This window comes from Halopseudomonas maritima (genome assembly GCF_021545785.1).
GTDB lineage: Bacteria > Pseudomonadota > Gammaproteobacteria > Pseudomonadales > Pseudomonadaceae > Halopseudomonas > Halopseudomonas maritima.
In genome coordinates this window covers 1,721,233-1,746,252 of sequence record NZ_CP079801.1, presented here as the reverse complement: position 1 = coordinate 1,746,252, position 25,020 = coordinate 1,721,233, and the positions used below count along the sequence as shown (strand labels likewise).

The window sequence follows — 25,020 nt, the reverse complement described above, 5'->3', positions numbered from 1 at the left end:
GGCCCTGGCCACGGGTGGTGACAACGCCTTGCGAGCGGAGCGCGCACCGCCCAGCGCCCTCGCACACAATCGTAACCCCCCTGCCGCCAGGCATAGCGCGCGCACTCCGATTAACCCAACCCGCTTAACCCTGCAATAGGCGCCGCCGTCGTCATGAATACCTCCGCCCCTCCTGACAAACCTGCCATAGACATTGACCCCTTGCGTTATCAGGCGTCCAGCCGCGTGACCCTGATGCTACTGCTCGGTTTATTGCTGAGCATCGTGTTAAGCGGGCAGGCCGGGAAGCTGAGTCCCTTCGCACTCAACGAAGCCACGGGCATCCTGCTGAATCTGCTGCTGGAACTCGTTCCGCCCTTCGTCGCCCTGCTGATCGTGTTTGCGGCCTGGACATCGGACAATACCGCTCCCGGCTATAGCACCAATCTGCTGATTGGCGGATTCACCTTTATTGCCGCCTGCGACATCATTCACGCTTTGCTGCAGCCCGGCCTGCTGGCGCTGGACCTGGGCGCCAACCAGTCCCTGCCGCTGGCCGCCTGGCTACTGGCGCGCGGCATCGAACTGCTGGTCGTACTGATACTGGTGCTGCGCATCCCAACCCCTGGGCCATCCTGGCTCTGGCAAGCCGGCGCCTTCCTGGCGCTGGGTCTCGCTCTGGGTTGGGGCTGGAGCGCCCTCAATGGCGCGCTGGGCATCCTGCTCCCACTGAACCTGCAAGCTTACGTTCACATGCTCAGCGGGTTCGCCGGCCTGGTATCCGGTCTGCTGCTGTTCGCCCACGCGGCGCGCTTCTATCAGCGCTGGACCAGCTGGATCGGTCTGGCTTGCCTCACCCACGGGGTCGGCAGCAGCCTGCTTGGACTCAGCAGCCAGAACGCCGCCCCGACCCTGTTCCTGCTTGGCCAGATGCTGCAGGCTCTGGCCTATATCATCATTTGCTATCTGGTGTTTCTTGCCATCATCGATGCGCCCCGTCAGCGCTTGCGCGCCTCGGAGGAAAAGTTGGCCACCACCTCGGCCAGCCTGGGCTCAATTCTGGAATCGATTCCTGCCAGCGTGATCTTTCTGCGCCCGGACCTGAGCGTCGGCTACCGTAACGCCAATGCCGAGCACGACACCCTGTGCAGCGAGCGCCTGCGGCCTGGCCAGCCCCTGCAAGCGGCACTGCGCCCCGAGGTACGTGCGCGCATCAGCAGCGCCGCGCAGCAGGTTGCCAGCCAGCGCAGCGGCGCCCAGTACCTGTATCTGAACGGGGAGAACGCGCAGGGCAGCTGGCATCGCAAGGTGGTTATCTCGCCGGTTAACGGACACGGCCGGCGCGCGCGCCTGAGCGGCTTCATTCTGATGGCGTTCGACATCACCGAGCTGGCGCTCAAGCGCAGCCAGCTGGACAGCGTAGCCAGTGAAATGCGCGAATTGCGCGTCTCACTCGATGCCCATGCCATCGTCGCCAATACCGACAGCCGTGGCGTCATTACCTCGGTAAACGAAAAGTTCTGCCAGATATCCCAGTACCGCCAGGCCGAGTTGGTCGGCAACAGCTTCCGGCTGCTGAGTGCGGGCGTACACGACAACACCTTCTTTTCCGCGCTGTGGCACACCATCTCCCGCGGCCATGTGTGGCAGGGTGAGCTCTGTAACCGGCGCAAAAACGGCGAACGCTACTGGGTCTACACCACCATCGTGCCGCAACTCGGTGAGGACGGCAGCCCCCGCAGCTACGTTGCCATCCAGGGTGACATCACCGAGCGCAAGCAAGCTGAAGCAGAAGCCCAGCGGCTGGCACTGCACGACGACCTGACCGGGCTGCCCAATCGCCGGCTGTTGACCGACCGTCTGCTGCAGGCGGTGGCTTGCGCGCGCGACAAGCGCCGATGGGGTGCGCTGATGCTGCTGGACATCGACCACTTCAAGACCATCAACGACACCCTTGGTCACTCCCAGGGAGACGCCCTGCTGCGCCAGCTGTCTGCGGTGTTGTTACGCTGCGTCAGCGCCTCCGATACGGTGGCGCGCCTGGGCGGCGACGAGTTTACCGTGCTGCTGGGTACTGAATGGGACAGCATCGAGGTGGCCGAACGCATCGCCACCCAGGTGGCAAACCGGATCTGCCAGGCGATCGCCGGCAGCTTCCTGATCAGCAATCAGAATGTGGTGGTCACCTCCAGCATCGGCCTGACCTTCTATGGCAGTGACAACTACGACCCTGAAGAACTGCTCAAGCAAGCGGACCTGGCGCTGTACGACGCCAAGGCACAAGGACGCAACCGAAGTCAGGTGTTTGCACCCGCGTTGCAGGAGGCCGCCAACTCCTACACGCGACTGGTCAATGACCTGCGCGCGGGGCTCAACGACAATCAGCTGTTTCTGGTCTACCAACCCATTACCGACCCGCACGGCCGGGTCTGTGGCGCCGAAGCCCTGCTGCGTTGGCGCCACCCCGAGCTGGGTGTCCTGGCGCCTGCCGAGTTTGTTCCGCTGGCCGAACGCGGCGGCCTGATCGAGCAACTGGGCTTTCACGCGCTGAACCGGGCCTGTGCCCAGGCATCGCTGTGGGCCAAAGACCCCAAACGCGCGGACTGGGTGATGGCCGTCAACGTCAGCGCCGAGCAGATGAGCAGCGATCACTTTGTACACGACGTGCTGACTACGCTCTTCCGGTTTCGCCTGCGGCCCGGTGCCCTGCGGCTGGAGCTTACCGAAAGCCTGCTGCATGCGGACCTGGAGAACACCATCGAGAAGATGAGGCATCTGCAGAACGCCGGCGTTGGCTTCTCGCTGGACGACTTTGGTACCGGCTTTTCCTCGTTGTCCTATCTCAAACAACTGCCAATCAACCAGTTGAAGATAGACCGCTCGTTTGTGCGGGACGTGATGCACGACGAGCGCGATGCGTCCGTGGCGCGGGCCATTCTGTCACTGGCCCGCAGCCTGAACCTGGACGTCATTGCCGAAGGGGTAGAAACCGCTGACCAATTGCACTTTCTGGTCGCCGAGGGGTGCACACGCTTTCAGGGCTTCCTGATCTGCGAGCCAGTCTCCCCCGACGCGCTGAGCGAGCGCTACATGGTCTGAGCCCGATAGCGCGCCCGGTGGCGCGCTGGGGTTTCGCCCTGCCAGCGGCGAAAAGCGCGGTTAAAGGCATTCTCGTCAGAGAAGCCGAGCTGCTCGGCAATGTGCGCCACGCTCAGGCGACCCTGCTGCAGCGCCTGACAGGCCATATCCTGCAGCACGGCTTCGCGCAGGATCTTGAACGACAGTCCTTCCTCGCTCAGTTTGCGATTGAGGTGGCGACCGCTGAGGTTCAGTTGTTCGGCAATGCGCTCCTTGCCCCAGCGCGGCTGGTTGCGCACCTGCGCCTGCACCTCGGCGGCCAGGCTGTGCTGACCGAGGCTGGCCAGGGTCTGATCGGCCAGCTGACGCAAATGATCGCGCAGCGCGCTGTTGGCCTGAATCTGTGGCAGCGCCAGCTGATCGGCGCTGAAGGTGATGCGGTTGCAGCCCGCCTCGAAATGCAACGGGCAGTCGATCAGCGCCTGGTACTCGGCCAGCGGTGCCAGCGGAGGATGCGCCAGCCAGACGCCGCTGGCGCGGAATTGGCCACCGGTGGCCCAGCGGGTCAGATTCAGCTGGCCTGAGAGCACTGCTTCCACTCGCTCGGCCTGCCGCACGTTGAGCTGCGGGCGATAGTCCAGCGCCACCTCATCACCCTGATGCAGCAGCTCAAAGTCACCGCCGCCGCCAATCACCGGCGCGTATTCCACCTGTTCTGCCAGGGCTTCGCCCAGGGTGTCGCAGGTGACCAGCAGCATGCCGGCGCTGTCCAGGTGGCCCACCTGCACCTCAAGCCCCAGCCGCAGGCCGGCCAGCGGGTCACCGCTGAGGCGACAATAGCTGTCCCACAGCTCGTCCTGCAGCGCCAGCGGAATCCGCTCGCTGCCCTGCAGCCGCGTTACCAGCTCGGCGGGCAGGGCAATACCCAGACGCTGCGCGGACTGCAGCAGCGCCTGGGCATAGAGCGGAGTAACACTGTGATCGACGCTCGACATGGCTTGAATTGCCGGTTTCCTGTCCCGTTTTGTTCGATACCGCCGGGGGGCGTTTGGCTAGACTCGTGATCATAACCTTGCCGTCGTGCTTCTGTAACGCATGACGAGCCGGGCGCATAACAATGACAAGAACAAGACGAGGTAACCCCATGTACGCTGTCATCGGCGCCGGCCCTATGGGCCTGGCCACTGCACGCAACCTGCAGAAGCTGGACATCCCCTTTATCGGCCTTGAGCTGCACAGCGACGTCGGTGGGCTGTGGGACATCGATAACCCGCACAGCACCATGTACGACAGCGCGCACCTGATCTCCTCCAAGCGCATGACCGAGTTTGCCGAGTTTCCGATGGACGACGCGGTGGCGCCTTATCCGCATCACAGTGAAATGCGCCGCTATTTTCAGAACTATGCGCGCCAGTTCGGCCTGTACCAGCACTACGAGTTCAATACCCGGGTGCTCAGTGTGACGCAAGAGGACGCGGGCTGGGCCATAGTGACCGAGCGCGACGGGCAACAGCAAAACCGCCGCTTTGACGGGCTGCTGATTGCTAACGGCACCTTGCACACGCCCAACCGGCCGAGCCTGCCGGGCCGCTTTGATGGCCAGATCATGCATTCGTCCGAGTACCGCAGCCCGGAGGTATTCAAGGGAAAGCGGGTGTTGGTGGTCGGCTGCGGCAACTCCGGCGCGGACATCGCGGTAGACGCGGTGCACTACGCCAAATCGGTCGACATGAGCCTGCGTCGTGGCTATTACTTTCTGCCCAAATTCATCAAGGGCAAGCCCACCGATACCCTGGGCGCGGCCCGCAAGCTCAAGCTGCCAAGGCCGCTCAAGCAGAAGGTGGATGCCGCGCTGATCCGCTTCATCATGGGCAAGCCGTCGGACTACGGGCTCCCTGACCCGGACTACCGCATGTACGAGTCGCACCCGGTGGTTAACTCGCTGATCCTGCACCACCTGGGCCACGGCGACATCCAGGCGCGCCGTGACATTCGAGGCATGGACGGAACGCGGGTCGATTTTGTCGACGGCCAGAGCGCCGAGTACGACCTGATCCTGCTGGCCACCGGATACCAGCTGGACTACCCGTTCATCCAGCGCGAGCACCTGAACTGGCCCACGGGTGTGGATGCCCCGCAGCTGTATCTGAACGTGTTCCACCCCGAGTACGACAACCTGTTCATGATGGGCATGATCGAGGCGGCCGGCCTTGGCTGGGAAGGCCGCAACCTGCAGGCCAGGCTGACGGCGCTGTATATCCAGCAGCACCGCCAGGGCAGTGCGCAGGCGGCCAGCTTTGCCGCGACCAAACGCCAGCAGGCGAGCAGCAACCTCGATGGCGGTTACGACTACATCAAGCTGGCGCGCATGGCCTACTACGTCAACAAGGACGCCTATCTGCAAGCGCTGCACCAGCACATCGCCGAGCTGGAAGCCGGCCTTGACCAGGCCGCACCGCAGACGGTGCCGGCAACATGAGCGGCGCGCTGCCGATGCAGTTTGATCCGGCCAGCCTGATCACCCTCAACCTGATCATGGCGGCCATGATGTTTGGCGTGGCGCTGAGCCTGACGCTGGATGACTTCAAACGCATCATCAAGGCACCGGTGGCGCCGGTGGCCGGTCTGCTGGCGCAGTTTCTGCTGCTGCCGGCGGCTACTTGCCTGTTCACCTGGCTGCTGAATATCGACCCCGAGCTGGCGCTGGGCATGATCCTGGTCGCGTCTTGCCCGGGTGGCAGTTTTTCCAACGTCATGACCTGGCTGGGCCGCGGCAATGTCGCCGTTTCGGTCAGCATGACGGCGGTTTCCAGTCTTGCCGCCACGGTGCTGACGCCGTTCAACTTCGCCCTGTATGGCTGGCTCAACCCGCACACCCGCGAGTATCTGACGCAGATCAGTCTCGACCCGACCGGCATCCTGGTCATCGTGCTGCTGGTGCTGGCGCTGCCGTTGGTGCTGGGCATGCTCAGCGGCAAGCGCTGGCCCAAGCTGGTAACCCGCAGTGAAAAGCCGCTACGGGTGATCTCGCTACTGGTGTTCCTCGGCTTTGTCGCCATTGCCTTCAGCAAGAACTTTGACCTGTTTATCGAGCGCTTCCACAGTTTCTTCTGGCTGGTGGTTGCCCACAACCTGCTGGCGCTGAGCCTGGGTTACGGCATGGCCCGGCTGTTGCGTCTGCCGGTAGCCGACCGCCGCGCGGTGACCATGGAGGTGGGCATTCAAAACTCCGGTCTGGGGCTGGTGATTCTCTTCACCTTCTTCCCCGACGCCGGCGGCATGATGCTGATTACCGCTTTCTGGGGCGTCTGGCATCTGGTGTCCGGGCTGACCCTGTCGCAGCTGTGGGCGCGCCAGAGCCGTCGGGCCGACCGCCACGCACAACAACAAGCCGCTCGCCGCGGCGTATCGCAGAGCCTGTAACCATGAGCAAACGCATTCTGATCACCGGCGCCGCCGGCTATATCGGCCACCAGCTGGGCAACCGTCTGGCCAAGGATTTTTACGTCATTGGTACCGACATCCGCAGCCGCGACGATGTCGACTTTCCGCTGCAGGTCATGGACATCCGTGACGCCGGGCTGGCCGAGCTGCTCAAGCGTGAGCAGATCACCCACGTGGTGCACCTGGCGTCCATTCTGCAGGCCTCCAAGGACCGCCAGCGCGACTTCGATATCGACGTCAACGGCACCCACAACGTGCTCAAGGCCTGCGTTGCGGCGGGCGTGCAGCAGCTGACCGTGACCAGCTCCGGCGCCGCCTACGGCTACTACGCCGACAACCCGGCCTGGATCGACGAGCAGGACGCCATCCGCGGCAACCGCGAGTTTGCCTACTCCGATCACAAACGCCAGATCGAGGAGCTGCTGGCGCGCTATCGCCGCGAGCACCCGGCGCTGGCGCAGCTGATCTTCCGTCCGGGCACCGTGCTCGGCGTCGAGACCCGCAACCAGATCACCAACCTGTTCGAGTCCAAACGGGTGCTGGCGATCAAGGGCAGCGACTCGCCCTTTGTCTTCATCTGGGATCAAGACGTACTGGCCGCGATGGAAATGGGTATCCGCGAAGACAAACAGGGCATCTTCAACATGGCCGGCGACGGCGCGCTGACCATGCCCGAGATCGCCCAGCGGCTGAACAAGCCACTGCTGACCGTTTCACCCTGGCTGCTGAAAAGCGCGCTGCAAATCGCCAAATGGCTCGGCAAACCCACCGGCCCCGAGCAAATCAACTTCCTGCGCTACCGCCCGGTACTCAGCAACCGGCGGTTGAAGGAGGAGTTTGGCTATCAGTTGCAGAAGACGTCGGCGCAGACGTTTGAGTTTTTTGTAGAAGCGAGAGGGCTGAAGGCTAGAGGCTGAAGGCTGGACGTTTGAAGCTGGAAGCTGGAAGTAGTACGAGCGCTGATCGGGCCGTTTTGCCAATCCGACGCTGCGCCAGACTCCAATCTCTTAAACGGCTCGGGCTGCTTCAAGCTTCCAGCCTCCAGCTTCAGGCCTCCTGCCTACAGGCACAAAAATGAACAACCCACAGGACGCTCAAATGAAGGTTATTTTAATCACCGGCGCCGCCTCGGGCCTTGGCTGGGCCATGGCTCAGCGCTGGTTTAGCGCCGGCCACAGTCTGGTGCTGGCCGACGTCAACCAGGCACTGCTTCAGCAGCGCGAGCAGGAGCTGAACGCGCCCGACCGGGTGCTGGCGATCACCGCCGATATCACCAGCGCCGACGACATTCAACGCTTGCTGGCGGCGACGCTGGCGCATTTCGGCCGTTTGGATCGGTTGGTCAACAATGCTGGCATCACCCACCGCTCACCGGCGCATCAGACTGACCCGGCGGTGTTTCGCAAGGTCATGGCCGTGGACTGGCAGGGGCCGGTGGAGTTGACCATGGCGGCGCTGCCGCTGCTGCGCGCCAGCCAGGGCGAGATTCTGTGCATCGGCTCCATGGCGGGCTGGATGCCGGTGCCGGGGCGCGCCGCCTACTGCGCGGCCAAAGGTGCGCTGACCCAGTTCTTCGAGGTGCTGCGGCTGGAGCTGGAACGCGACAACATTCACGTGCTGATGGTCTACCCCAGCTTTCTCGATACCCCGATTGAGCACAACGCCCTTGGCAAGGACGGCAAGCCGGCGAGCCATGCACGCTCGATGGTCGGCGGCATGCGCACCCCGGAGTGGATGGTCGGCCTGATTGACCAGGCGCTGACAAAACGGCACCGTTGGCTGCTGCCAGAGCCGGTCTCGCGCTTTGGCAGTCTGCTCTGGCGCTTTGCCCCGGCGCTCTACCTGCGGCAGGTGCGCAAGCGCTTTGCTGGTGAACTCGGCTAACACAAGAAGACCCAATGTCCCTCGACACCCTGTTGCTCAACCCCTGGCTCTGGCTGGGGCTGTTTATCCTGCTGGCCTACACCATCGAAGCCATCACCGGCTTCGGCAGTATCGTCATCGCCCTGTCGCTCGGTGCGCTGCTATTGCCCATTCCCGCCATGCTGCCGGTACTGGTGCCGCTCAACATCTGCATGAGCGGCTACCTGGCCTGGCGCAACCGACAGCACATTCACTGGCCCACGTTGCTCCGGCTGATCCTGCCGTTGATGCTGGTCGGTATGCTGCTGGGCTATGGTCTGCGGCCGTGGCTCAGCGGCGAGCTGCTCAAGGCGCTGTTTGGCCTGCTGGTGCTGTGGTTTGCCGGGCGCGAGCTGCTGCGCATGGTGCGCGGCCATATCAGCCCGCCGCACCCGAGCTGGCTGAGCCGCAGCCTGACCTTGGGCGCCGGCCTGACCCACGGCCTGTTTGCCTCCGGCGGCCCGTTGCTGGTGTATGCGCTGGCCGGCACCCGGTTGGACAAGAGCCAGCTGCGCGCCACGCTGATCAGCGTCTGGTTTGCCCTCAACAGCAGCATGACGGTGCTGTTTCTGCTCGACGGCAGCCTGCTACCCAACCTGCCACGCATCGCCAGCTACCTACCGCTGCTGGTGATTGGTGTGGTGCTGGGCGAGGTGCTGCATCACCGCCTGAACGAGCAGCGCTTTCGTCAGGTGGTGTACAGCCTGTTGGCGGTGACCGGGGTGCTGTTGCTGGGCAAAGCGCTGCTCTGATCGGCTCTGCCCACAAAAAACGCCCCCGCCAGCGTTGCTGACGGGGGCGTTTTTGTAGCGGGCCGCTGACCTGTGATGGGCAGGTCTACGGCTGGTCGTTACTTGGGGATGGTGGCGGTCATGCCTTCGACGTACCAGTCCATGGTGGCCAGCTCTTCGCGGGTCATGCTGGCGCCTGCGGCCACGCGCTCTGCGCCGCTCTGGTCGTTGATCGGGCCAGTGAAGGGGTGGAACTCGCCGCTGTTGATGGCCGCGATAACGCCCTCAACCTTGGCGCGCTGCTCGTCGGTCAGCTTGGCGTTGATTTCCTTGATCTGGATAACGTCGTCGCTGATGCCGCCCCAGTAGTCAGTCGACTCCCAGTTGCCGTCCATCACCGCCTGAACGGTATTGATGTAGTACGGACCCCAGTGGTTGACCACTGACAGCAGGTGCGCTTCAGGGGCAAAGTGGCTCATGTCAGACGCTTGACCTACACCCCAGGCGCCACGCTTTTGCGCTGCCAGCAGCGGCGCCGGGCTGTCGGTGTGCTGGATGATCACGTCGGCGCCCTGATCCATCAGGGTGTTGGCGGCGTCAGCTTCCTTGGCCGGGTCAAACCAGGTGTTGACCCACACGACTTTCAGCTCGATATCCGGGTTGACGGCCTTGGCGCCCAGATAGGTGGCGTTGATGTCGCGGATCACTTCCGGAATCGGGAACGAGGCGATATAGCCCAGCACGTTGCTCTCGGTGACCAGACCGGCCGCAGTGCCGGTGACGTAGCGACCTTCGTAGGTCACCGACAGGTAGGTGCCCAGGTTCTCGGCCTGCTTGTAGCCGGTGGCGTGCAGGAAGGTCTTGTCCGGGTAGTCGGCGGCAACGCGCTCGGTGGCGTTCATGAAGCCGAAAGAGGTGGTGAAGATCACGTCGTTGCCGGCCTGGGCCAGACGGCGGATGGTGCGCTCGGCGTCGGCGCCTTCGTTGACGTTTTCCACGTAGGTGGTCTGCACCTTGTCACCAAAGTGGGCTTCCAGCTCCTTGCGGCCCTGGTCGTGCTGGTAGCTCCAGCCGTGGTCCCCGATGGGGCCAACGTAGACAAAACCGACCTTCAGCGGGTCGTCGGCAGCAACTGCCTGCAGGGGCAGGGTCAGTGCTGCAGCAAGGGCAAGCGTGCGTTTGAAACTCATGAATGCTTCTCCTGGGATCTAGTTATTGGCGACCGTTCCACGTCCGTTGGACGGGGCCGATCTTTCCCTGCAGCAAAAAACTGGCCATTTGTTCAGGAAATTGCGAAAAATTTTAGCTTCCGGGCGCGTTTGCTGCCAGTGCGATGTTTTTAGCGGAGGTTGGGGGGCAATCAGCTGCTGAGCCCGCAGCGAGGCCTGCACGACAATGGTGCGGCCGCGCTGGATATGCACCGAGTCGATCAGCAGCGCCTCACCGCTGGCGAAACAGCACGGCCCCCACGGCAGCACGATTAAGGCCAATACAATATATAAAAACATAGATTGGGTGACGCCAGGCGGCCAGCACGGATGCTGCGTGCGGAGTCGCATGGCGGAAAAAGGCGACAATATGGCGAAATCTGGTCAGGATTTTCCCGCATGTAAATTTTTGTAGCTCTATAATGCCGACAGCTGTTTTCCCTACCTTTTGCCAACTACTTCGCAGGTTACCCATGGATTGCGTTGCACGCTGGATTGCCACAGGTCTCTCGGCCATTGCCTTCACCGCTTTTCTTACCGGCTGCTCCGAGCCGGCCGCACCGCTGGCGGACAAGCCCCGTCCGGTCAAGCTGTTTACCCTGACCGACCCCGGTGCCGAGCGTATTCGCGAGTTTCCTGCGCGGCTGAAGGCGCCAGAGGAGGCGCAGCTGTCGTTCCGTCTGGGCGGTGAGTTGCAATCGCTCAAGGTGCACGAAGGCCAGGAGGTCAAGCGCGGCGAGCTGATCGCCTTGCTGGATGACACCGACTACCGCCTCAAGCTGAGTGACCGTCAGGCCAGCTATGACCTGACCCGCAGCCAGCTGACCCGCATGGAGCAACTGGTTGAACGGCAGATGGTCTCGCAGGCCGAGTACGACCAGCGCAAGGCGCAGTTCAACTCCGCCGAAGCCGCGCTCAACCTGGCCCGTCAGGAGCTGGCCTACACCCGCATCAATGCGCCCTTTGACGGTGTGGTGGCGCGTACCCATGTGGAGCAGTTTCAGGTAGTGCAGCCCAATCAGCCGATTGCCACCTTGTATAGCGGCGACAGCATTGACGTGGTGTTTCAGGTGCCGGAAAACCTGTTCAGCAACCTGCGCCGTGACCTGCAGCCCAAGGATCTGGTCGCGCGGGTGCGGCTGGAAAACCTGCAAAACACGCTGATTGACGCGGTGTACAAGGAGTACGCCAGCCAGCCGGACCCCTCCACGCTGGCCTATGACGTGACCCTGAGCATGCCGATTCCCGAAGGCATGGTGCTGCTGCCGGGCATGAGTGCCACGGTAATCATCGATTTTGCCCGTATCACCCGCAATACCCGCGTGCCGATGGTGGTGCCGGTTGAAGCGGTGTTCAGCCCCGACAGCCAGGGCAGCGATGCGCGACAGGTGTGGGTTATCAACGAGCAGGATGGTGGCCTGCGCGTCAGCGCCCGCAGCGTTATTGTTGGCCAGCTGACCAATGACGGCATCGAGGTACTCAGCGGGCTGGAAGCCGGCGAGCAGATCGTCGCCGCCGGTGGCAACGAGCTGAGCGAAGGTCAGCCGGTACGTCCCTGGATCCGCGAGCGGGGGCTGTAATGAATATTGCTGCGTACTTTATCCAGCGACGGGTGACCAGCTGGCTGGTCGCACTGCTGCTTGGCATTGGCGGGGTCATTGCCTTTGTCGACCTTGGGCGGCTGGAAGACCCGGCCTTTACCCTGAAGATGGCCATGGTGGTCACGCCCTACCCAGGCGCCTCGCCGCAGCAGGTGGAAGAGGAGCTGACCTACCCGCTGGAGAACGCCATCCAGCAGCTGCCGTACGTGGACACCGTCACCTCGACCAGCAGCGCCGGTCTGTCGCAGATCATGGTGGAAGTACAGGACCAGTATCGCGCCGAGCAGCTGCCGCAGATCTGGGACGAGATGCGCCGCCGCATCAACGACCTGCGCCCCAACCTGCCGCCGGGCGTGAGCGAGCCGCAGATCATGGATGATTTTGGCGACGTGTTCGGCACCTTCTTCATGATCAGCGGTGACGGCTACGACTACCGTGAGCTGCGTGATTATGCCGACTACCTGCGCCGCGAACTGGTGCTGGTAGAGGGGGTGGGCAAGGTCAACCTGGCGGGTGTGCCGCAGGAAGAAGTGCATCTGGAAATCTCCCGTGCGCGCATGACCTCGCTGGGCATTGCGCCGCAGGCCATCTATGACCTGCTGAGCAGCCAGAACGTGGTATCGGACGCCGGCCGCATGCTGGTCGGCAGCGAGTCTATTCGCCTGCACCCCACCGGTGAGTTTCAGGATGTCAGCGAGCTGGAGCGGCTGATCATCAGCCCGCCCGGCAGCTCCAAGCAGGTCTACCTGGGTGATGTTGCGCACGTAACCCGCGGCTTTACCGAAACCCCCACCAGCCTCTACCGCGCACAGGGTAATCCGGCGCTGGGGCTGGGCGTGTCCTACGCCGCGCACGTCAACGTGGTGGACGTGGGCAACGCAGTGGCCGCGCGGCTGGCCGAGCTGGAGCAGGACCGTCCGGCCGGCATGCAGGTGACCATGTTCTACAACCAGTCTGCCGAGGTAGAGACCTCGGTGAGCGGCTTTGTCTGGAACTTCCTTGCCTCGGTTGCCATCGTCGTTATTGTGCTGCTGATCTTCATGGGCCTGCGCAGCGGCCTGCTGATTGGCCTGGTGCTGGCGCTGACGGTGCTGGGCAGCTTTATCTTCATGCAGATGATCGGCATTGAGCTGCAGCGTATCTCGCTGGGCGCGCTGGTGATTGCGCTGGGGATGCTGGTAGACAACGCCATTGTCATCGTCGAAGGCATTCTGGTCGGTCGCCAGCGCGGCCAGAGCACGCTGCAGTCAGCCGGCGACATCGTGCGCCAGACCAACCTGCCGCTGCTGGGCGCCACCGCTATCGCCATCATCGCCTTTGCCCCCATTGGCCTGTCGGATGACTCCACCGGCGAGTTCTGTCTGTCGCTATTTCAGGTGCTGCTGATTTCCCTGACCCTCAGCTGGGTCACGGCGATCACCCTGACCCCCTTCTTTGCCAGCCTGTTTTTCCGCGATCAGCCCGCAACAGACGAGCAGAGCGAGCCGGAAGACCCGTACCGCGGCATCGTGTTTGTGGTGTACCGCAAGCTGCTGGCCTCCGCCCTGCACCACCGCGTGCTGACACTGGCGATGCTGGGCGCGCTGCTGGTGGCCTCGGTGGTGGGCTTCAGTCAGGTGCGCCAGGCGTTCTTCCCGCCGTCCAACACGCCGATGTTCTTTGTCGACGTCTGGCTGCCCAAGGGCAGCGACATCCGCTACACCCAGCAGGTGGTGGCCGAGATGGATCAGTACGTGCTGGCGCAGGAGGGCGTTACCGAGGTGACTACCACCATCGGCCAGGGCGCGCTGCGTTTCATCCTCACCTACTTCCCGGAGCGCATCCACGCCAACTACGCCCAGCTGCTGGTACGTACCGAGCAGCGCGAGCAGATTGTGCCGCTGATTGCCGAGCTGGATGAGTACTTCAAAACCCGGCACCCCACCGCCAAGGTCAAGCTCAAGCAACTGATGCTTGGGCCGGGCAGCGACAGCAAGATCGAGGCGCGCTTTACCGGCCCCGATCCAGAAGTGCTGCGTGCCCTGGGCGCGCAGGCGGTTGCCATCCTCCAGGCCGACCCGGTGGCCGATGCCGTGCTGCACAACTGGCGTGAGCGCACCAAGCTGGTACGCCCGCAGTTTGCCGAGGCACAGGCCCGTGAGCTGGGCGTGGACAAGGGCGATCTGGATACCCTGCTGAAGATGAACTTCAGCGGCGTTAACGTTGGCCTGTACCGCGACGGCACGCGCATGCTGCCGATCGTGGCGCGCACCCCGGAAAACGAACGGCTGGACGCCAGCACCCTGAACGACCTGCTGGTCTGGAGCACGGTTCGCAATGCCTACATCCCCATCAGCCAGGTGGTCAGCGGCTTTGTCACCGACTGGGAAGACCCGCTGATTCTGCGCGAAGACCGCAAGCGCACGCTGACCGTGCAGGCCGACCCGAGCATCATCAGCGGCCAGACCGCCGCCGAGCTGTTTGCCCGCATCCGCCCGCAGATCGAAGCCATCGACCTGCCGCGTGGCTACCAGCTGGAGTGGGGCGGCGAGTACGAAAGCTCGCATGATGCCCAGGCCGCCGTGTTTGGCAGCCTGCCGCTTGGCTACCTGGCCATGTTCCTGATCACCGTGCTGCTGTTTGACTCGCTCAAACGCGCCACCATCATCTGGCTGACTGTACCGCTGGCAATCATCGGCGTAACGCTGGGCTTCTTGCTCACCGGCATCCCGTTCGGCTTTATGGCGCTGCTGGGCTTCCTCAGCCTGAGCGGCATGCTGGTGAAGAACGGCATCGTGCTGGTGGACGAGATTCGGCTACAGATCGACTCCGGCAAAGAGGCCTACAGCGCGCTGGTGGACTCGGCCATCAGCCGGGTGCGCCCGGTCTCCATGGCCGCGCTGACCACCATCCTCGGCATGGCGCCGCTGCTGACCGACGCCTTCTTCCAGAGCATGGCCGTGGTGATCATGTTTGGTCTGGGCTTTGCCACCGTGCTCACGCTGGTGGTGCTGCCGGTAATCTACAGCCTGTTTTACAAGATCCCGGTCGAGGGGCGGCGGGTTTAATCGCCAGCTGCGGCCGGGTTGGAGACCAGTAGCCGCACCGCCAGCAGAGCCGCCTCGCGGTCCGGCTGGCGGCCGCTGAGCACGTCGCAGTACAAAAAGCTCTCGGCCAGCCTGACCAGCAGATAAGCCAGGGTCGGCAGGGCGATGGCTGGTTGCAAGTGCCCCCCGGCGACTTGCTGCTCCAGCGCCTGCTGAACGATCTCGGTGGTGCGCTGCTGGATCAGGCTGTCTTTGCCGATCAGGATGTGCAGCGCGTACTCGGTGTCGTTCTGCAGAAAGGTGTGCAGCGGCGTGGCTGAGGAAAACAAGGCAAAAATTTCGGTAAACAGGTTGCAGACGTAATCCGCGCCGGTGCCCGGCGCCTGAGAGACCGCCTGTTCATACCCAGGCAGGGCCAGTGACCAGATCACCTCGGCGTACAGCTGGTCGCGGTTGCCCACCCAGCGAAACAATGTTGCGCGGTTGACGCCCAGCGTCTCGGCCAGCGTGTTGATATTGATGCGTTGCCCCTTGAGCCACTGAGCCCTGGCGGCGCTCAGGGCGTCCAGCGGGGTAACGCGGCGGGGCGTTGCTGCGCCCAGGACCGCCTTGCTCAGGGGGGTGTGCTTTTTCATGGTGGGCAGGCTCGCGTCGATTCTGGCCGCCACACCATACCGCAACTGGGCGTTCCCCCCCAGAGCAAAGCGCGCTCGATTGTGCCCTACTCCGGGTTTTGCGAGCGGAACAGGTAGCTGGCACCGGCCTGTTGTTCGCTGCGCCACAGCAGCTGCAGCAACGGCTGGTCAACCAGCGCGTCATCCTGCGTGTAGGCCTGCAGCTGTTGCAGCTCGCCCAGCAGCGTACAGCCCTGCTGCTGTTCCACTTGCAAACTCAGGATCGGCGTACCCTCGGTGGCGTGCTGCTGCCATTGCCCCTGCAGCTGGCAGTCCGGGTTCTCCAGACTAAAGCGCTGGTCGGCGGCCAGCGTCAGCACGCTGGCCGTGTCAGCGAACATCAGCGTATAGCGTCCTTCCGCCGTCAACGGCTGGGCGGACGTATATTGCTGCAGTTGCCAGTCGCCCTGCAGCGCCTGGGTGCTGAAGCTGCCTTGCCAGCTGTCGGCGTTCAGGTCTTGCACCGCCAGAGACAGATCCTCGGGCAACTCGCCCTGCGCCAGCCAGGAACCCTGCGCCGGCCCCTGGGCACTGGGCTGAGCCTGAAACAGCCCCAGCAACTGATCGTCCGCAGTGCGCACCAGACCGAGAACCGGGCCCTGCTCGGTCACCAGCGCGGTTGCCCACAGCGGCTCCCCCGCGTCGGTCAGCAGCAGCCCTTGATAGACCCCGCTGGACGAGAAGCTTGGTGTTTCGGCGGCCGGAGCGTCATCGCTGTTGCTGCTGCCAAGGCATGCGGACAGGCTAAGACAGCTGAGCGCCACGACGCCGAGTTGCAGTACTTTCATTGGCGCCTCCTTCATGGCTGCTCTGCCAGGCTGTCCAGCTTGAGGCGGGTGAAGGCCTGAGGGGCGCTGGTCGCGTTATAGTCACCGTCGATGGTGCTGATGCTGATATAGCCTTCGCGCAGGGCAGTGGCCTCATCGGTAATCTGCTCCACGGGTACACCTTCTGGGGCCAGCTTGAGGTCGTAGGCACGGATATAGGTGCCGTCAGTTTGCAGTTGATCCGCCACCCCAATGGTGGAGTCGGTGCCGACCTGGGTGAATAGCACGCCCTTGGCCGTACCAGCGGGAATGTTCACGTTCAAACCGGTCTTGGCTGGCAGCAAGGGGCCGCCATCAGCCACGCGCTCCAGCTCGGCCACCAGATCAGCCACAAAATTGGCAGCAGGCTGAAAGTCTCTTGAACGCACCGACAGGCTGGTGGCAATGGCGGGCACGCCGTTGCGCAGGGATGTCATGGCGGCGGCGACGGTGCCGGAGTAGTTGGCCGTCAAGCCGATGTTGTCGCCGGCATTGATGCCGGAGATCACCAGATCGGGCTTTTGCTCGCCAAAGGCCGTCAGGCCGATAAATGCACTGTCGCCGGGGCTGGCGCTGACAGTCTGACCAAGCTCCAGAAACGGCAGCGGCAAATGGCTCTCGGCGGTACAGCTGTCACTGGCCGGCACGGCGGTTGCCTTGATGCAATAAAAGCGGCTGTCGCCAACCGGAGCGCCGCTGAGGTCGGTATCAGACAGCTCAAAGCGCACGGTGCAGCTGCCCTTGGGCAGGGTCAGGCGCGAGCCTTGGCCGCTTTGCTCGCCCGAAGGGGCGTACATGCTGACCGTGTGCCCGCGTTCTTGCAGAACGCTGGCCAGAGCCTGAATACCGTCTGAGTTACAGCCGTCATCGTTGACCAGCATGATGTCCAACGCCAGGGCCGGAGCGGCCGCCAGGGCCAGGACTGCGCTGATGGCGCAGGGGAGAAACGAACGTGTGTGCATGCAGTGTCCTTCCTTGTTTTTGTTGTGGGTCACGGGAAGCTCGATAATAGTCTGAATGCAACGATAGTCAATAACGACGCATTAAGTGTCGTTATTATTTAATGTTGTTATGTCGGTACATTTGCTGGAGCCACTGTTGCCCCCTATGCTGGCAGAAACGCTCGGGAGCAGAACGCCGCGATGACCACAGCCAACCCACAGCGCATCACCGCCCGCAGCGCCGAAATTGGCGGCACCCTGCCGGTCAACCGGGTGCTGCCTACCCGCCAGCGCCGCCAGATTGGCGCCTGGTGCTTTCTCGATCACGCCGGCCCTGCCCGCTTTGAAACGGGCGACGGCATGCACGTAGGCGCGCACCCGCACACCTGCCTGCAAACCTTCACCTGGATGATCGAAGGCGAGGTGCTGCACCGCGACAGCCTCGGTAACCAGCAAGTGATCCGCCCCGGCGAGGTGAACCTGATGACCGCCGGCCGCGGCGTCAGCCACACCGAAGACTCCACCGACGCCACCAACCGCCTGCACGCCGCCCAACTGTGGATCGCCCTGCCGCCACACATGGCCAACGCCGCCCCCGCCTTCACCCACTACCCAAGCCTGCCCACTTGGCAGCAAAACGGCATCGACTTCACCCTGCTGGTCGGCGACTTCGCCGGCCGCAGCTCCCCGGTCGAGGTCTACAGCCCGCTGCTCGGCCTGGATATCCACAGCCCCAACGGCGGCACCTGCGAACTGACCCTCAACCCCGCCTTTGAACACGGCCTGCTGGTGATGGAAGGCGAACTGGAACTGGACGGCGAACGCTTCGCCGAAAACGAACTAGCCGCCCTCGACCCCAGCCCCACCACCCTGCACCTGACCCTAACCCCCGGCAGCCGGCTGATCCTCATCGGCGGAGAACCGGCCGAGAAGGTGTTGATGTTCTGGAATTTTGTCGGCTACAGCCGCGAATACATCATCGAAGCTACGCGGGAGTGGCAGGCGGAGTCTGCGCGTTTCGGCAAGGTCGCGGGGTTTGATGGGGAGCGGTTGGCGGCACCGGCGTTGCCGTGGCGGAGTGCATAATCGCGCGTGAACGTCGCCCCAATGGATCACCCCCACACGGGGTATCCGCAATCACCTGCGTGGGCGGGCACGGCATGCCGTGCCCGTGCTGGCGTGCGTGCTCGCTGCTGCCTATCTGCAATGATTCTTCACGTCACGGTTTCGCCCTTACGGCGAGCAGGGGGAAATGCATGGCCATTTCCCCCTGCACCCCCTAGGTGTGTAAAGCCAGTAGGTTGTTCATCTTCGGCAGCCTGCTGATAGGTGGCAGATCACCGATAGCTGAGTGTGGGCGATGCCAGTTGTACTGATGTAGCCATGCATTTAGATGATCTGCTCTTTGCTCAGAGTCGTCGTAAGAACGAGCATAAGCCCACTCCCGTAATGCCGTTTGTATCCAGCGCTCGGCCTTGCCGTTGGTTCGTGGCGTATAGGGCTGCGTGCGGCCATGCTTGAGCCCCAGTCGTCGGCAAGCGCGTGCAAACAGCGCGGAGCGATAGCAGCTACCGTTGTCCGTCAGCAAGCGCTGAATACGTATCCCGAGTGACCGGTAGTAGCGAATGGCGCTAGTCAGCGCACGCCATGCACTGGCAGCCGTCTCGTCAGGATGAGTCGTTGCCCACGCAACACGGCTATGGTCGTCAATGGCTATGTGGATGTACTCCCAGCCTGCGCCGTGCGACTTCCCTTTGAACTCACCTGTGACACGGTGACCGGGGCGCCGGAAGCGTGCCAGCTTCTTGATATCCAAGTGCAACAGGTCGCCAGGGTTGTCGTGCTCATATCGATTGGTCGGCCGCGCAGGCTCAAGCGCACTCAGCCGGTTCAGGCCAGCTCGTCGTAAAACTCGGCCGATAGTGGCGACGCTCACGCCTACCTGGGCGCTGATATGCCTATAAACTCGGCGCTCGCGGCGCTGTTCAATGATCTGCTGTTGCTGATCAGGTGGCGTTTCATGCGGGCAATAGCGAGGTCGGGAAGAACGATTGTGCAGCCCGTCGTGGCCTTCGTTTTTGTAGCGCGCGAGCCACTTGTAAGCGGTACGCAGGCTGACCCCCATCGCTTGTGCAGCTTCGCAGGGGCGCAGACCATCTTCAAGGATACGAGTGATCAAAAGGGCTCGACCATGGACAGTTAATCGGGCATTTTTGTGATTGTTCATTCGGGACTCCGGGGGCTTGTTGTTTCGCACCTCCAATCTGCCGGGTATGTCCCGAATGAACAACCTACTGAAAGATCACACCTAGGCCACCCCGACTACGCGGCCCTTCGGGTTCGCTGCGTTGCTCGGTCTGACGGGGAGCCGTAAAACTCGGGGCTACGCCCCTCAGACATCCTACGGCTCTTTTTCCCGCCAGCCCTGCGCTACTCGCCCGCGTAAACGGGGACCCGGTGGGGCCGTGCACTGGGTCGAGGTCTTACTCTGGGTCGATGCTTCGCGGTTCTTGTGGTCGAGAACAACGATTGAGATGATTTAAAAATGCAGTTTAGATCTTGTATAACGCTCGCATTTGCGGCTGGTTTGTAGCGCAGTGAAAAACCAGTCCGGCAACATGAATTTGTTAAGGCTAAATTCAACTCTAGCCAATGGCTAATTTGTGCTGATACGGTATTCACCTGACAGTTGACCACTGTCAGGGGTGGTGGTCATACGGCCTCGAACCGGGTTATGAAACGGGTACCCCTACCTGTCCATAACCTGGAGAAGCACGCATGACCACCGAGGAGAAAATAGCACGACGTAAGCTCAGCCTGCTGGACTTGGCGCAAGAGCTACGCAACGTCAGCAAGGCCTGCAAGGTGATGGGATACAGCCGCCAGCAGTTCTACGAGATCCGCAGGAATTACCAGACCTACGGGTCATCTGGCCTGCTGGATAAGCTGCCGGGCTGCAAAGGTGCGCATCCTAACCGGGTGTCGCCCGAGATTGAGCAAGCCATTCTGGACTACAGCTTACAACGCCCTACCCATGGCCCACTGCGGGTATCACAAGAACTGGCCCTGCGCGGCATCACAGTTAGCTCAGGCGGCGTTCGAGGCGTCTGGAGCAGGCATGACTTGCTGTCCAAGCATGACCGTTTGTTGCGACTGGAACGAGAGCAGAAGGATCGTGCCCTGGAGCTCAGCGATGAGCAGATTCGCCTGCTGGAACGCTTTAGCCCTGAGTTCCGGGAGCGGCAGATTGAGGTGCATCACACCGGCGAACTGGTTGCGATAGACACGTTCTTTGTCGGCACGCTCAAAGGCGTCGGCAAGGTGTATCTGCAAACTGTTATCGACTGCTTCAGCCGTTTTGCTTTTGGCAGGCTGTACACGAGCAAGATGCCGGTCACTGCGGTTCATGTCTTGAATAACGATGTGCTGCCGTTTTTCGAGCAGCACGCCGTGAGGGTAGAAACCGTGCTGTCGGATAACGGCCGCGAATACTGCGGCAGGCCGGATAACCATCCCTTCGAACTGTTCCTTCAGCTCGAAGGGATCGAGCACCGAACCACGCGTGTTCGACGTCCGCAGAGCAATGGATTTGTGGAGCGACTACACCGCACGCTGCTGGATGAGCACTTCCGCGTGGCAGGGCGTACGACGTGGTATGAGAGCGTTGAACAGATGCAGGAGGACTTCGATAAGTACCTGCACCACTACAACTACGAGCGGCCCCACCAGGGTCGGATGATGAACGGGAGAACGCCAAGCCAAGCGTTCATCGAAGGTATTGTTGAGCAGCCAGAACCGGCCACGGAGGACGCTGTTTAACTCAGCCCCGGAACGGGGCCGGTGTCAGGTGAATACTTGATCTGTACAGCTAATTAATAAGCCCGTACCCATCAATTAGTTCTTTATCTACTAGTTTGAAGTTGTCTAGCTTGAGGTTTGTCCAATGAGACTCTGGTATGTGCTCCATGAGAATGACCTGTATGCCTCCTTTGTCTTTCATGCTATCTACAAAACTATTTAACTCTTTGAGGGCTAAGTCAAGGCTGGTTATATCATCAGAGTTTTCAACTGCATAAGGTGTGCTTACTTGGTCAAAAACCAAAAAATGAGGCATCCAAGGTACATTGTTACCGCGTGCCACTTCATGCAACGCCATGAAGTAAGATAGATGAATATATAAGTAGTTAGACGCGCTGCCTATATCAACCATCTTCTCTACTGAGCGCCCTTCGTCGATAATCAGGTTTATAGCTTTTTCACGTTCCAAAAAAATTGCCCGGCTTGTTTCGTAACCTTTTAGCTTCAGTCGGCTTAAATGCTCATTGATTTTCTCATTGAGTTTTCCCATCACAAACTCTCGTTTGGAATCAATGTCTTGAGTGATATCGTCTAAATGAGAGATTTTGGCATCGATTTCAGAAAGCCTTTCGGAATAATCTAGTGGGGTAGCCTTATCCGAGTAAAGCTCAACTTTTACTCCTAGCTTACCTTGGTAGCGATATATTTCCTTAGGGGAAGACAGGCGCTCAGATAAACCCTTGAGCTCTTGTATTTTAATGCGAAGATCCTTCAGCTCTGCTTCTAAGGTCTTAGTCTGGTCAGAAATATCGACATGCAACAAAGAATCGTTGCGCTTCTTCCAGATCTGTTTGGCTGATTTTAATTCGTTTTCTAATGACTGTAAGATTTCGTTGGTTTTGGTCCCTGGTAGAATCTCTCTATACCTATCGATTAGGTATGATACAGGACGAATCGAATCGTCACTTTCCTTGATTATAGACTGGTATTCTCTATAGCCCTGGTAGAAGCTCTTGAATTTTCTTAACTTCCTATTAAGTTCAAGCTCCCTTAATTCCAACTCCTGAACCTTCTCACCTGTATCGCTAAACCGCTCTATAGGCGAGTTAGCAATTTCTTCTAAAACGTCTAAAGCTGACTGGATGTCGTCGCTGGCTTTTTCTATAAGTCCCAAAGAGATTGCTTCTTCTTCAAGAGAAACCACATCCTCCTGGAACTCTAGTCGTTTTTTCCCCATAAGCTCTGAGCGACGCTCGATGCTTAGGCGATCTGATCTCAACTTATCCAGCCTTTCACTTACAATCGCTCCTTTAGCGTCAACGATGCCTAAGGCCATCCTAAACGTACGCTCAATTCTCTCAGTAACTTTTATATCATTTGGCTTGTTATATAAATAGTCTGGAGCGACAATGGTGTTTTGATCTTGGTAGCAGTGGCTTAAGAAATGTCTGAAAGAAACTTTTGAGCCCGCTTTTATGGTTTTACCGCCATATGGGATCTTAAGGTCACTATCTAAGCCAAACTCCTTATCTAAAGCCTTTTTTAAGCTCGTGATCTTAATGTTGTGTATGGGGGTGTCAGGAATTTCACCAGTATCAGAAAAGTAAACGGTGCTCGTCTCTCCGACATGATGCGCAGCCCGAGCAATAGTAACTAGGCCCCGACTTGTATAAAGTCGTAGTCCGTACCAGCTGGATTTGTCATCAATGTTTGCCTTTGATATACCATCTGCTTTAGACGATAGCAGACAGTAATCAATGATATGAAGAACGGAGGACTTGCCCTTCCCTGATTCACCAGTGATGACATTTACAGCGTTACGTTTTAGCTCCAAGTTTCGAACGCCACCACTTTTCTGCCAAATCAATATGTTTTTAATCTGCACAGTCATACTTCTATCCTCAATAAGGCATACAGTGATGATGGGGGCTCGGCTAATATTTTGGCTACATTCTCAGAGGCTCTGATAAAGTCATCAAATTTATGACCTAAATTCTCTGTATAAAAAGAATCCGATGTTGCCAAAACTAGCTCTCCGCCCTTTAGATCAAATAAACCGAGCTCCAAACCCATCGCAATGGCGTTTGTGCTAACTATTAATGAGTCATTGAACTTTTCATTAAATCCTATAAAGCGGGAGCTGTTTTCTGTGACCATTTCTTGGGCAGATAGAATGTCTGTAGTTTTTCGCTTGAGGTGTCCAAGTATTTTTTTGTCAAATACAAGCGGGGCAATTAGGTAGGAGTTGGCAATGTTGAGGCGTGGTTTTAATGCCAAGATAGACTGTATGGCAATCAAGCACAGAGCTTCATTGTTTAGAATTCCAATCATTTATTATTTCCATATAAATCTTTCCAGTCTTTCCTCCATCCGATACGACATATATCGGACAGCTCCTCGCCTTTTCCTGTCACCATCGCACGAGATAATGATGAGTTTGCAACAGCTACAGGTATGTCACCAATACCACGAAAGCAATTTCGCGCGACACGATTATGCTCGTTATTAGTATCTATCCCATCTCGGTCATACAGCCTTTCATGTAGAGATTTCCATCCATAAAAGACCTCTTCATTAATGGACTCGTTTTCAGATTTACTAAAATCGCCAGAAATAATCAGTTTTTGTATAAACATATTGGTTGCAGCATATTCAATTGCGTATTCAGTTATATCTTCTGGTGGGATATCAATATCGGCAAGCTGTTTTGCAAATATCCCGTTTTTTGGATCGATGGTGTTTATATTTTTAAATTGATGATACCGGCTAAAGTCTATCTTTCTGTCCTGCGATATCTGTATTATGCGGTCAAATTGGAATGTTTTTCTAAATGTGGTGTAATCTATTGACATTTTTTTCTTGCCACTTATCAGTTTGTATTTTTGTTCTCTAAATGCACCTATTAGTTGGTATACAACATCTAAAGACTGACCTTCACTGATAGAGAAAAATTCTATCTTCTTGGTCAGTCGAGAAAAGATGTCTTCGAGTGAGAATATGAATTTTATTTTGCTTAGTAGTTTGTATTTTTTCGCATAATCCAAGCTATCTATGTAGTCAATATATTTCTTTATAGGGTTTGCTGCAGCGCCAGCATCCTTTTCTTTTTCCTTGGCACCAATGTCTTCCTTGGTTTCGGAAATTAATTTAATTAAATCAGGGGTGTTCGGCTTTTCAGTATCTAATAATTGAATGATGCCGCTCTGGCTTGTCTTCTTCTTGTTGGTGAAAAATATAAATTCAATGTCACTTGAGCTGAGCTGGTCTAATGCTTTGCTCCAGTTATAAAGAGTTTTCCAAAGATCAATGTCTCTATTTGTCAGAGTGCTGTTGTCATTAATTGAGTGCTTTACTTGAATAAGGGAGTTACTTCCACAAATCCTTTCATGATGCACATCGTCAAATATTTCCAGCCCAACCGTTTCACCTGGTTTCATATCGATTAGATACTCTAGGCAAACAAGATCTTGGTAATCAAACCCTAGTTGGCTTTTGTCGGCTGCAACGTTTTCAAAAAATCCCTTAGACATAAAAACCTCAATATCATTCTCTGTAAGGCAGCACGGCGGGGATGTGCTTGTAGAGGATCCTTATAGTTTGGTTAGGGTTCGGGCTTTAGCCGTCCGAGTGAGCGCAGCGAATAATTAGATCGCGCTAACTTTCTTACGTGGCGTAGCGCTGCACGCCGCGGCCTAATATTTCCTTATATGTCAATAGATTAGAGGTATTTTTGCGTGAGTGCGGAATGTTAAATCGCGTGAGGCGTAACGCCCCACTGGACGACGACGAAGGCTTGCGCGCGGGTGAGGGTGCTATCGGGTATTCGAGGTGA

Annotated in this window: 20 protein-coding genes; 10 read left to right on the top strand and 10 right to left on the bottom strand. The window is 59.3% G+C overall.

Annotation, left to right across the window (positions count from 1 at the left end; all coding sequences use genetic code 11):
- Positions 1 to 153 precede the first annotated feature (153 nt).
- Complete coding sequence (locus HV822_RS08005) at positions 154 to 3,078, top strand: bifunctional diguanylate cyclase/phosphodiesterase (protein WP_238873307.1); 2,925 nt, start codon at positions 154 to 156, stop codon at positions 3,076 to 3,078.
- On the opposite strand, the gene HV822_RS08000 is transcribed toward HV822_RS08005, so the two are convergent.
- Positions 3,066 to 4,052, bottom strand: a complete 987-nt coding sequence (locus HV822_RS08000; RefSeq protein ID WP_238873305.1) for an AraC family transcriptional regulator — start codon at positions 4,050 to 4,052, stop codon at positions 3,066 to 3,068. The two genes, HV822_RS08005 and HV822_RS08000, sit on opposite strands and share 13 nt — an antisense overlap.
- A 149-nt stretch (positions 4,053 to 4,201) precedes the next feature.
- Here HV822_RS08000 and HV822_RS07995 point away from each other — a divergent pair, with 149 nt between their 5' ends.
- The 5 genes from HV822_RS07995 (at position 4,202) to HV822_RS07975 (ending at position 9,155) form a co-directional block, all read left to right on the top strand.
- Positions 4,202 to 5,536 carry a flavin-containing monooxygenase gene (locus HV822_RS07995; protein ID WP_238873303.1) on the top strand — a complete coding sequence of 445 codons (1,335 nt, stop codon included), beginning with the start codon at positions 4,202 to 4,204 and terminating at the stop codon, positions 5,534 to 5,536.
- Complete coding sequence (locus HV822_RS07990) at positions 5,533 to 6,480, top strand: bile acid:sodium symporter family protein (RefSeq protein ID WP_238873301.1); 948 nt, start codon at positions 5,533 to 5,535, stop codon at positions 6,478 to 6,480. Before HV822_RS07995 ends, HV822_RS07990 begins: the two co-directional genes overlap by 4 nt.
- A gap of 2 nt (positions 6,481 to 6,482) precedes the next feature.
- Positions 6,483 to 7,418 (top strand): SDR family oxidoreductase, encoded by a 936-nt coding sequence (locus tag HV822_RS07985; protein WP_238873299.1) that lies wholly within the window; start codon positions 6,483 to 6,485, stop codon positions 7,416 to 7,418.
- A gap of 181 nt (positions 7,419 to 7,599) precedes the next feature.
- The gene (locus HV822_RS07980) at positions 7,600 to 8,385 is read left to right on the top strand and encodes an SDR family oxidoreductase (protein ID WP_238873297.1); all 786 of its coding nucleotides are present in this window, start codon (positions 7,600 to 7,602) and stop codon (positions 8,383 to 8,385) included.
- Positions 8,386 to 8,399: 14 nt separating this feature from the next.
- A complete protein-coding gene (locus tag HV822_RS07975) occupies positions 8,400 to 9,155 on the top strand; it encodes a sulfite exporter TauE/SafE family protein (protein WP_238873295.1) in 756 nt (251 codons plus the stop codon).
- Positions 9,156 to 9,253: 98 nt separating this feature from the next.
- Here the strand turns inward: HV822_RS07975 and HV822_RS07970 are convergent, their stop codons facing one another.
- Positions 9,254 to 10,324, bottom strand: a complete 1,071-nt coding sequence (locus tag HV822_RS07970) for a BMP family ABC transporter substrate-binding protein (protein ID WP_238873293.1) — start codon at positions 10,322 to 10,324, stop codon at positions 9,254 to 9,256.
- A gap of 18 nt (positions 10,325 to 10,342) precedes the next feature.
- On the bottom strand, positions 10,343 to 10,642 hold the full coding sequence (locus HV822_RS07965; RefSeq protein ID WP_238873292.1) for a hypothetical protein: 300 nt from the start codon (positions 10,640 to 10,642) through the stop codon (positions 10,343 to 10,345).
- 173 nt (positions 10,643 to 10,815) lie between these two features.
- On the opposite strand from HV822_RS07965, the gene HV822_RS07960 reads away from it, so the two are divergent.
- Both HV822_RS07960 and HV822_RS07955 read left to right on the top strand, forming a co-directional pair.
- Complete coding sequence (locus HV822_RS07960; protein WP_238873290.1) at positions 10,816 to 11,922, top strand: efflux RND transporter periplasmic adaptor subunit; 1,107 nt, start codon at positions 10,816 to 10,818, stop codon at positions 11,920 to 11,922.
- A complete protein-coding gene (locus HV822_RS07955) occupies positions 11,922 to 14,990 on the top strand; it encodes an efflux RND transporter permease subunit (protein WP_238873288.1) in 3,069 nt (1,022 codons plus the stop codon). Before HV822_RS07960 ends, HV822_RS07955 begins: the two co-directional genes overlap by 1 nt.
- On the opposite strand, the gene HV822_RS07950 is transcribed toward HV822_RS07955, so the two are convergent.
- The 3 genes from HV822_RS07950 to surE form a co-directional block, all read right to left on the bottom strand.
- The gene (locus HV822_RS07950; protein WP_238873287.1) at positions 14,987 to 15,604 is read right to left on the bottom strand and encodes a QsdR family transcriptional regulator; all 618 of its coding nucleotides are present in this window, start codon (positions 15,602 to 15,604) and stop codon (positions 14,987 to 14,989) included. The genes HV822_RS07955 and HV822_RS07950 overlap by 4 nt on opposite strands.
- 86 nt (positions 15,605 to 15,690) lie before the next feature.
- Positions 15,691 to 16,431: a hypothetical protein gene (locus tag HV822_RS07945; protein ID WP_238873286.1), complete on the bottom strand. Its 741-nt coding sequence runs from the start codon at positions 16,429 to 16,431 to the stop codon at positions 15,691 to 15,693.
- A gap of 11 nt (positions 16,432 to 16,442) precedes the next feature.
- The gene (surE, locus tag HV822_RS07940; protein ID WP_238873285.1) at positions 16,443 to 17,411 is read right to left on the bottom strand and encodes a 5'/3'-nucleotidase SurE; all 969 of its coding nucleotides are present in this window, start codon (positions 17,409 to 17,411) and stop codon (positions 16,443 to 16,445) included.
- Between the two features lie 180 nt (positions 17,412 to 17,591).
- Here surE and HV822_RS07935 point away from each other — a divergent pair, with 180 nt between their 5' ends.
- Positions 17,592 to 18,476 carry a pirin family protein gene (locus HV822_RS07935; RefSeq protein ID WP_238873284.1) on the top strand — a complete coding sequence of 295 codons (885 nt, stop codon included), beginning with the start codon at positions 17,592 to 17,594 and terminating at the stop codon, positions 18,474 to 18,476.
- Between the two features lie 193 nt (positions 18,477 to 18,669).
- Here HV822_RS07935 and HV822_RS07930 read toward each other — a convergent pair whose 3' ends face one another.
- Positions 18,670 to 19,617 carry an IS481 family transposase gene (locus tag HV822_RS07930; RefSeq protein ID WP_238870637.1) on the bottom strand — a complete coding sequence of 316 codons (948 nt, stop codon included), beginning with the start codon at positions 19,615 to 19,617 and terminating at the stop codon, positions 18,670 to 18,672.
- A gap of 551 nt (positions 19,618 to 20,168) precedes the next feature.
- On the opposite strand from HV822_RS07930, the gene HV822_RS07925 reads away from it, so the two are divergent.
- Entirely contained in the window at positions 20,169 to 21,209 is a 1,041-nt protein-coding gene (locus tag HV822_RS07925; RefSeq protein ID WP_238870298.1) for an IS481 family transposase, read from the top strand.
- Between the two features lie 49 nt (positions 21,210 to 21,258).
- On the opposite strand, the gene HV822_RS07920 is transcribed toward HV822_RS07925, so the two are convergent.
- From HV822_RS07920 to HV822_RS07910, 3 genes are read right to left on the bottom strand one after another with little or no spacing between them, the layout of a single operon-like run.
- Positions 21,259 to 23,079: a DUF3732 domain-containing protein gene (locus tag HV822_RS07920; RefSeq protein ID WP_238873282.1), complete on the bottom strand. Its 1,821-nt coding sequence runs from the start codon at positions 23,077 to 23,079 to the stop codon at positions 21,259 to 21,261.
- Entirely contained in the window at positions 23,076 to 23,519 is a 444-nt protein-coding gene (locus HV822_RS07915) for a three component ABC system middle component (protein WP_238873280.1), read from the bottom strand. The genes HV822_RS07920 and HV822_RS07915 overlap by 4 nt, the downstream gene beginning before the upstream one ends.
- Entirely contained in the window at positions 23,516 to 24,718 is a 1,203-nt protein-coding gene (locus HV822_RS07910; RefSeq protein ID WP_238873278.1) for a hypothetical protein, read from the bottom strand. The genes HV822_RS07915 and HV822_RS07910 overlap by 4 nt, the downstream gene beginning before the upstream one ends.
- Positions 24,719 to 25,020 lie beyond the last annotated feature (302 nt).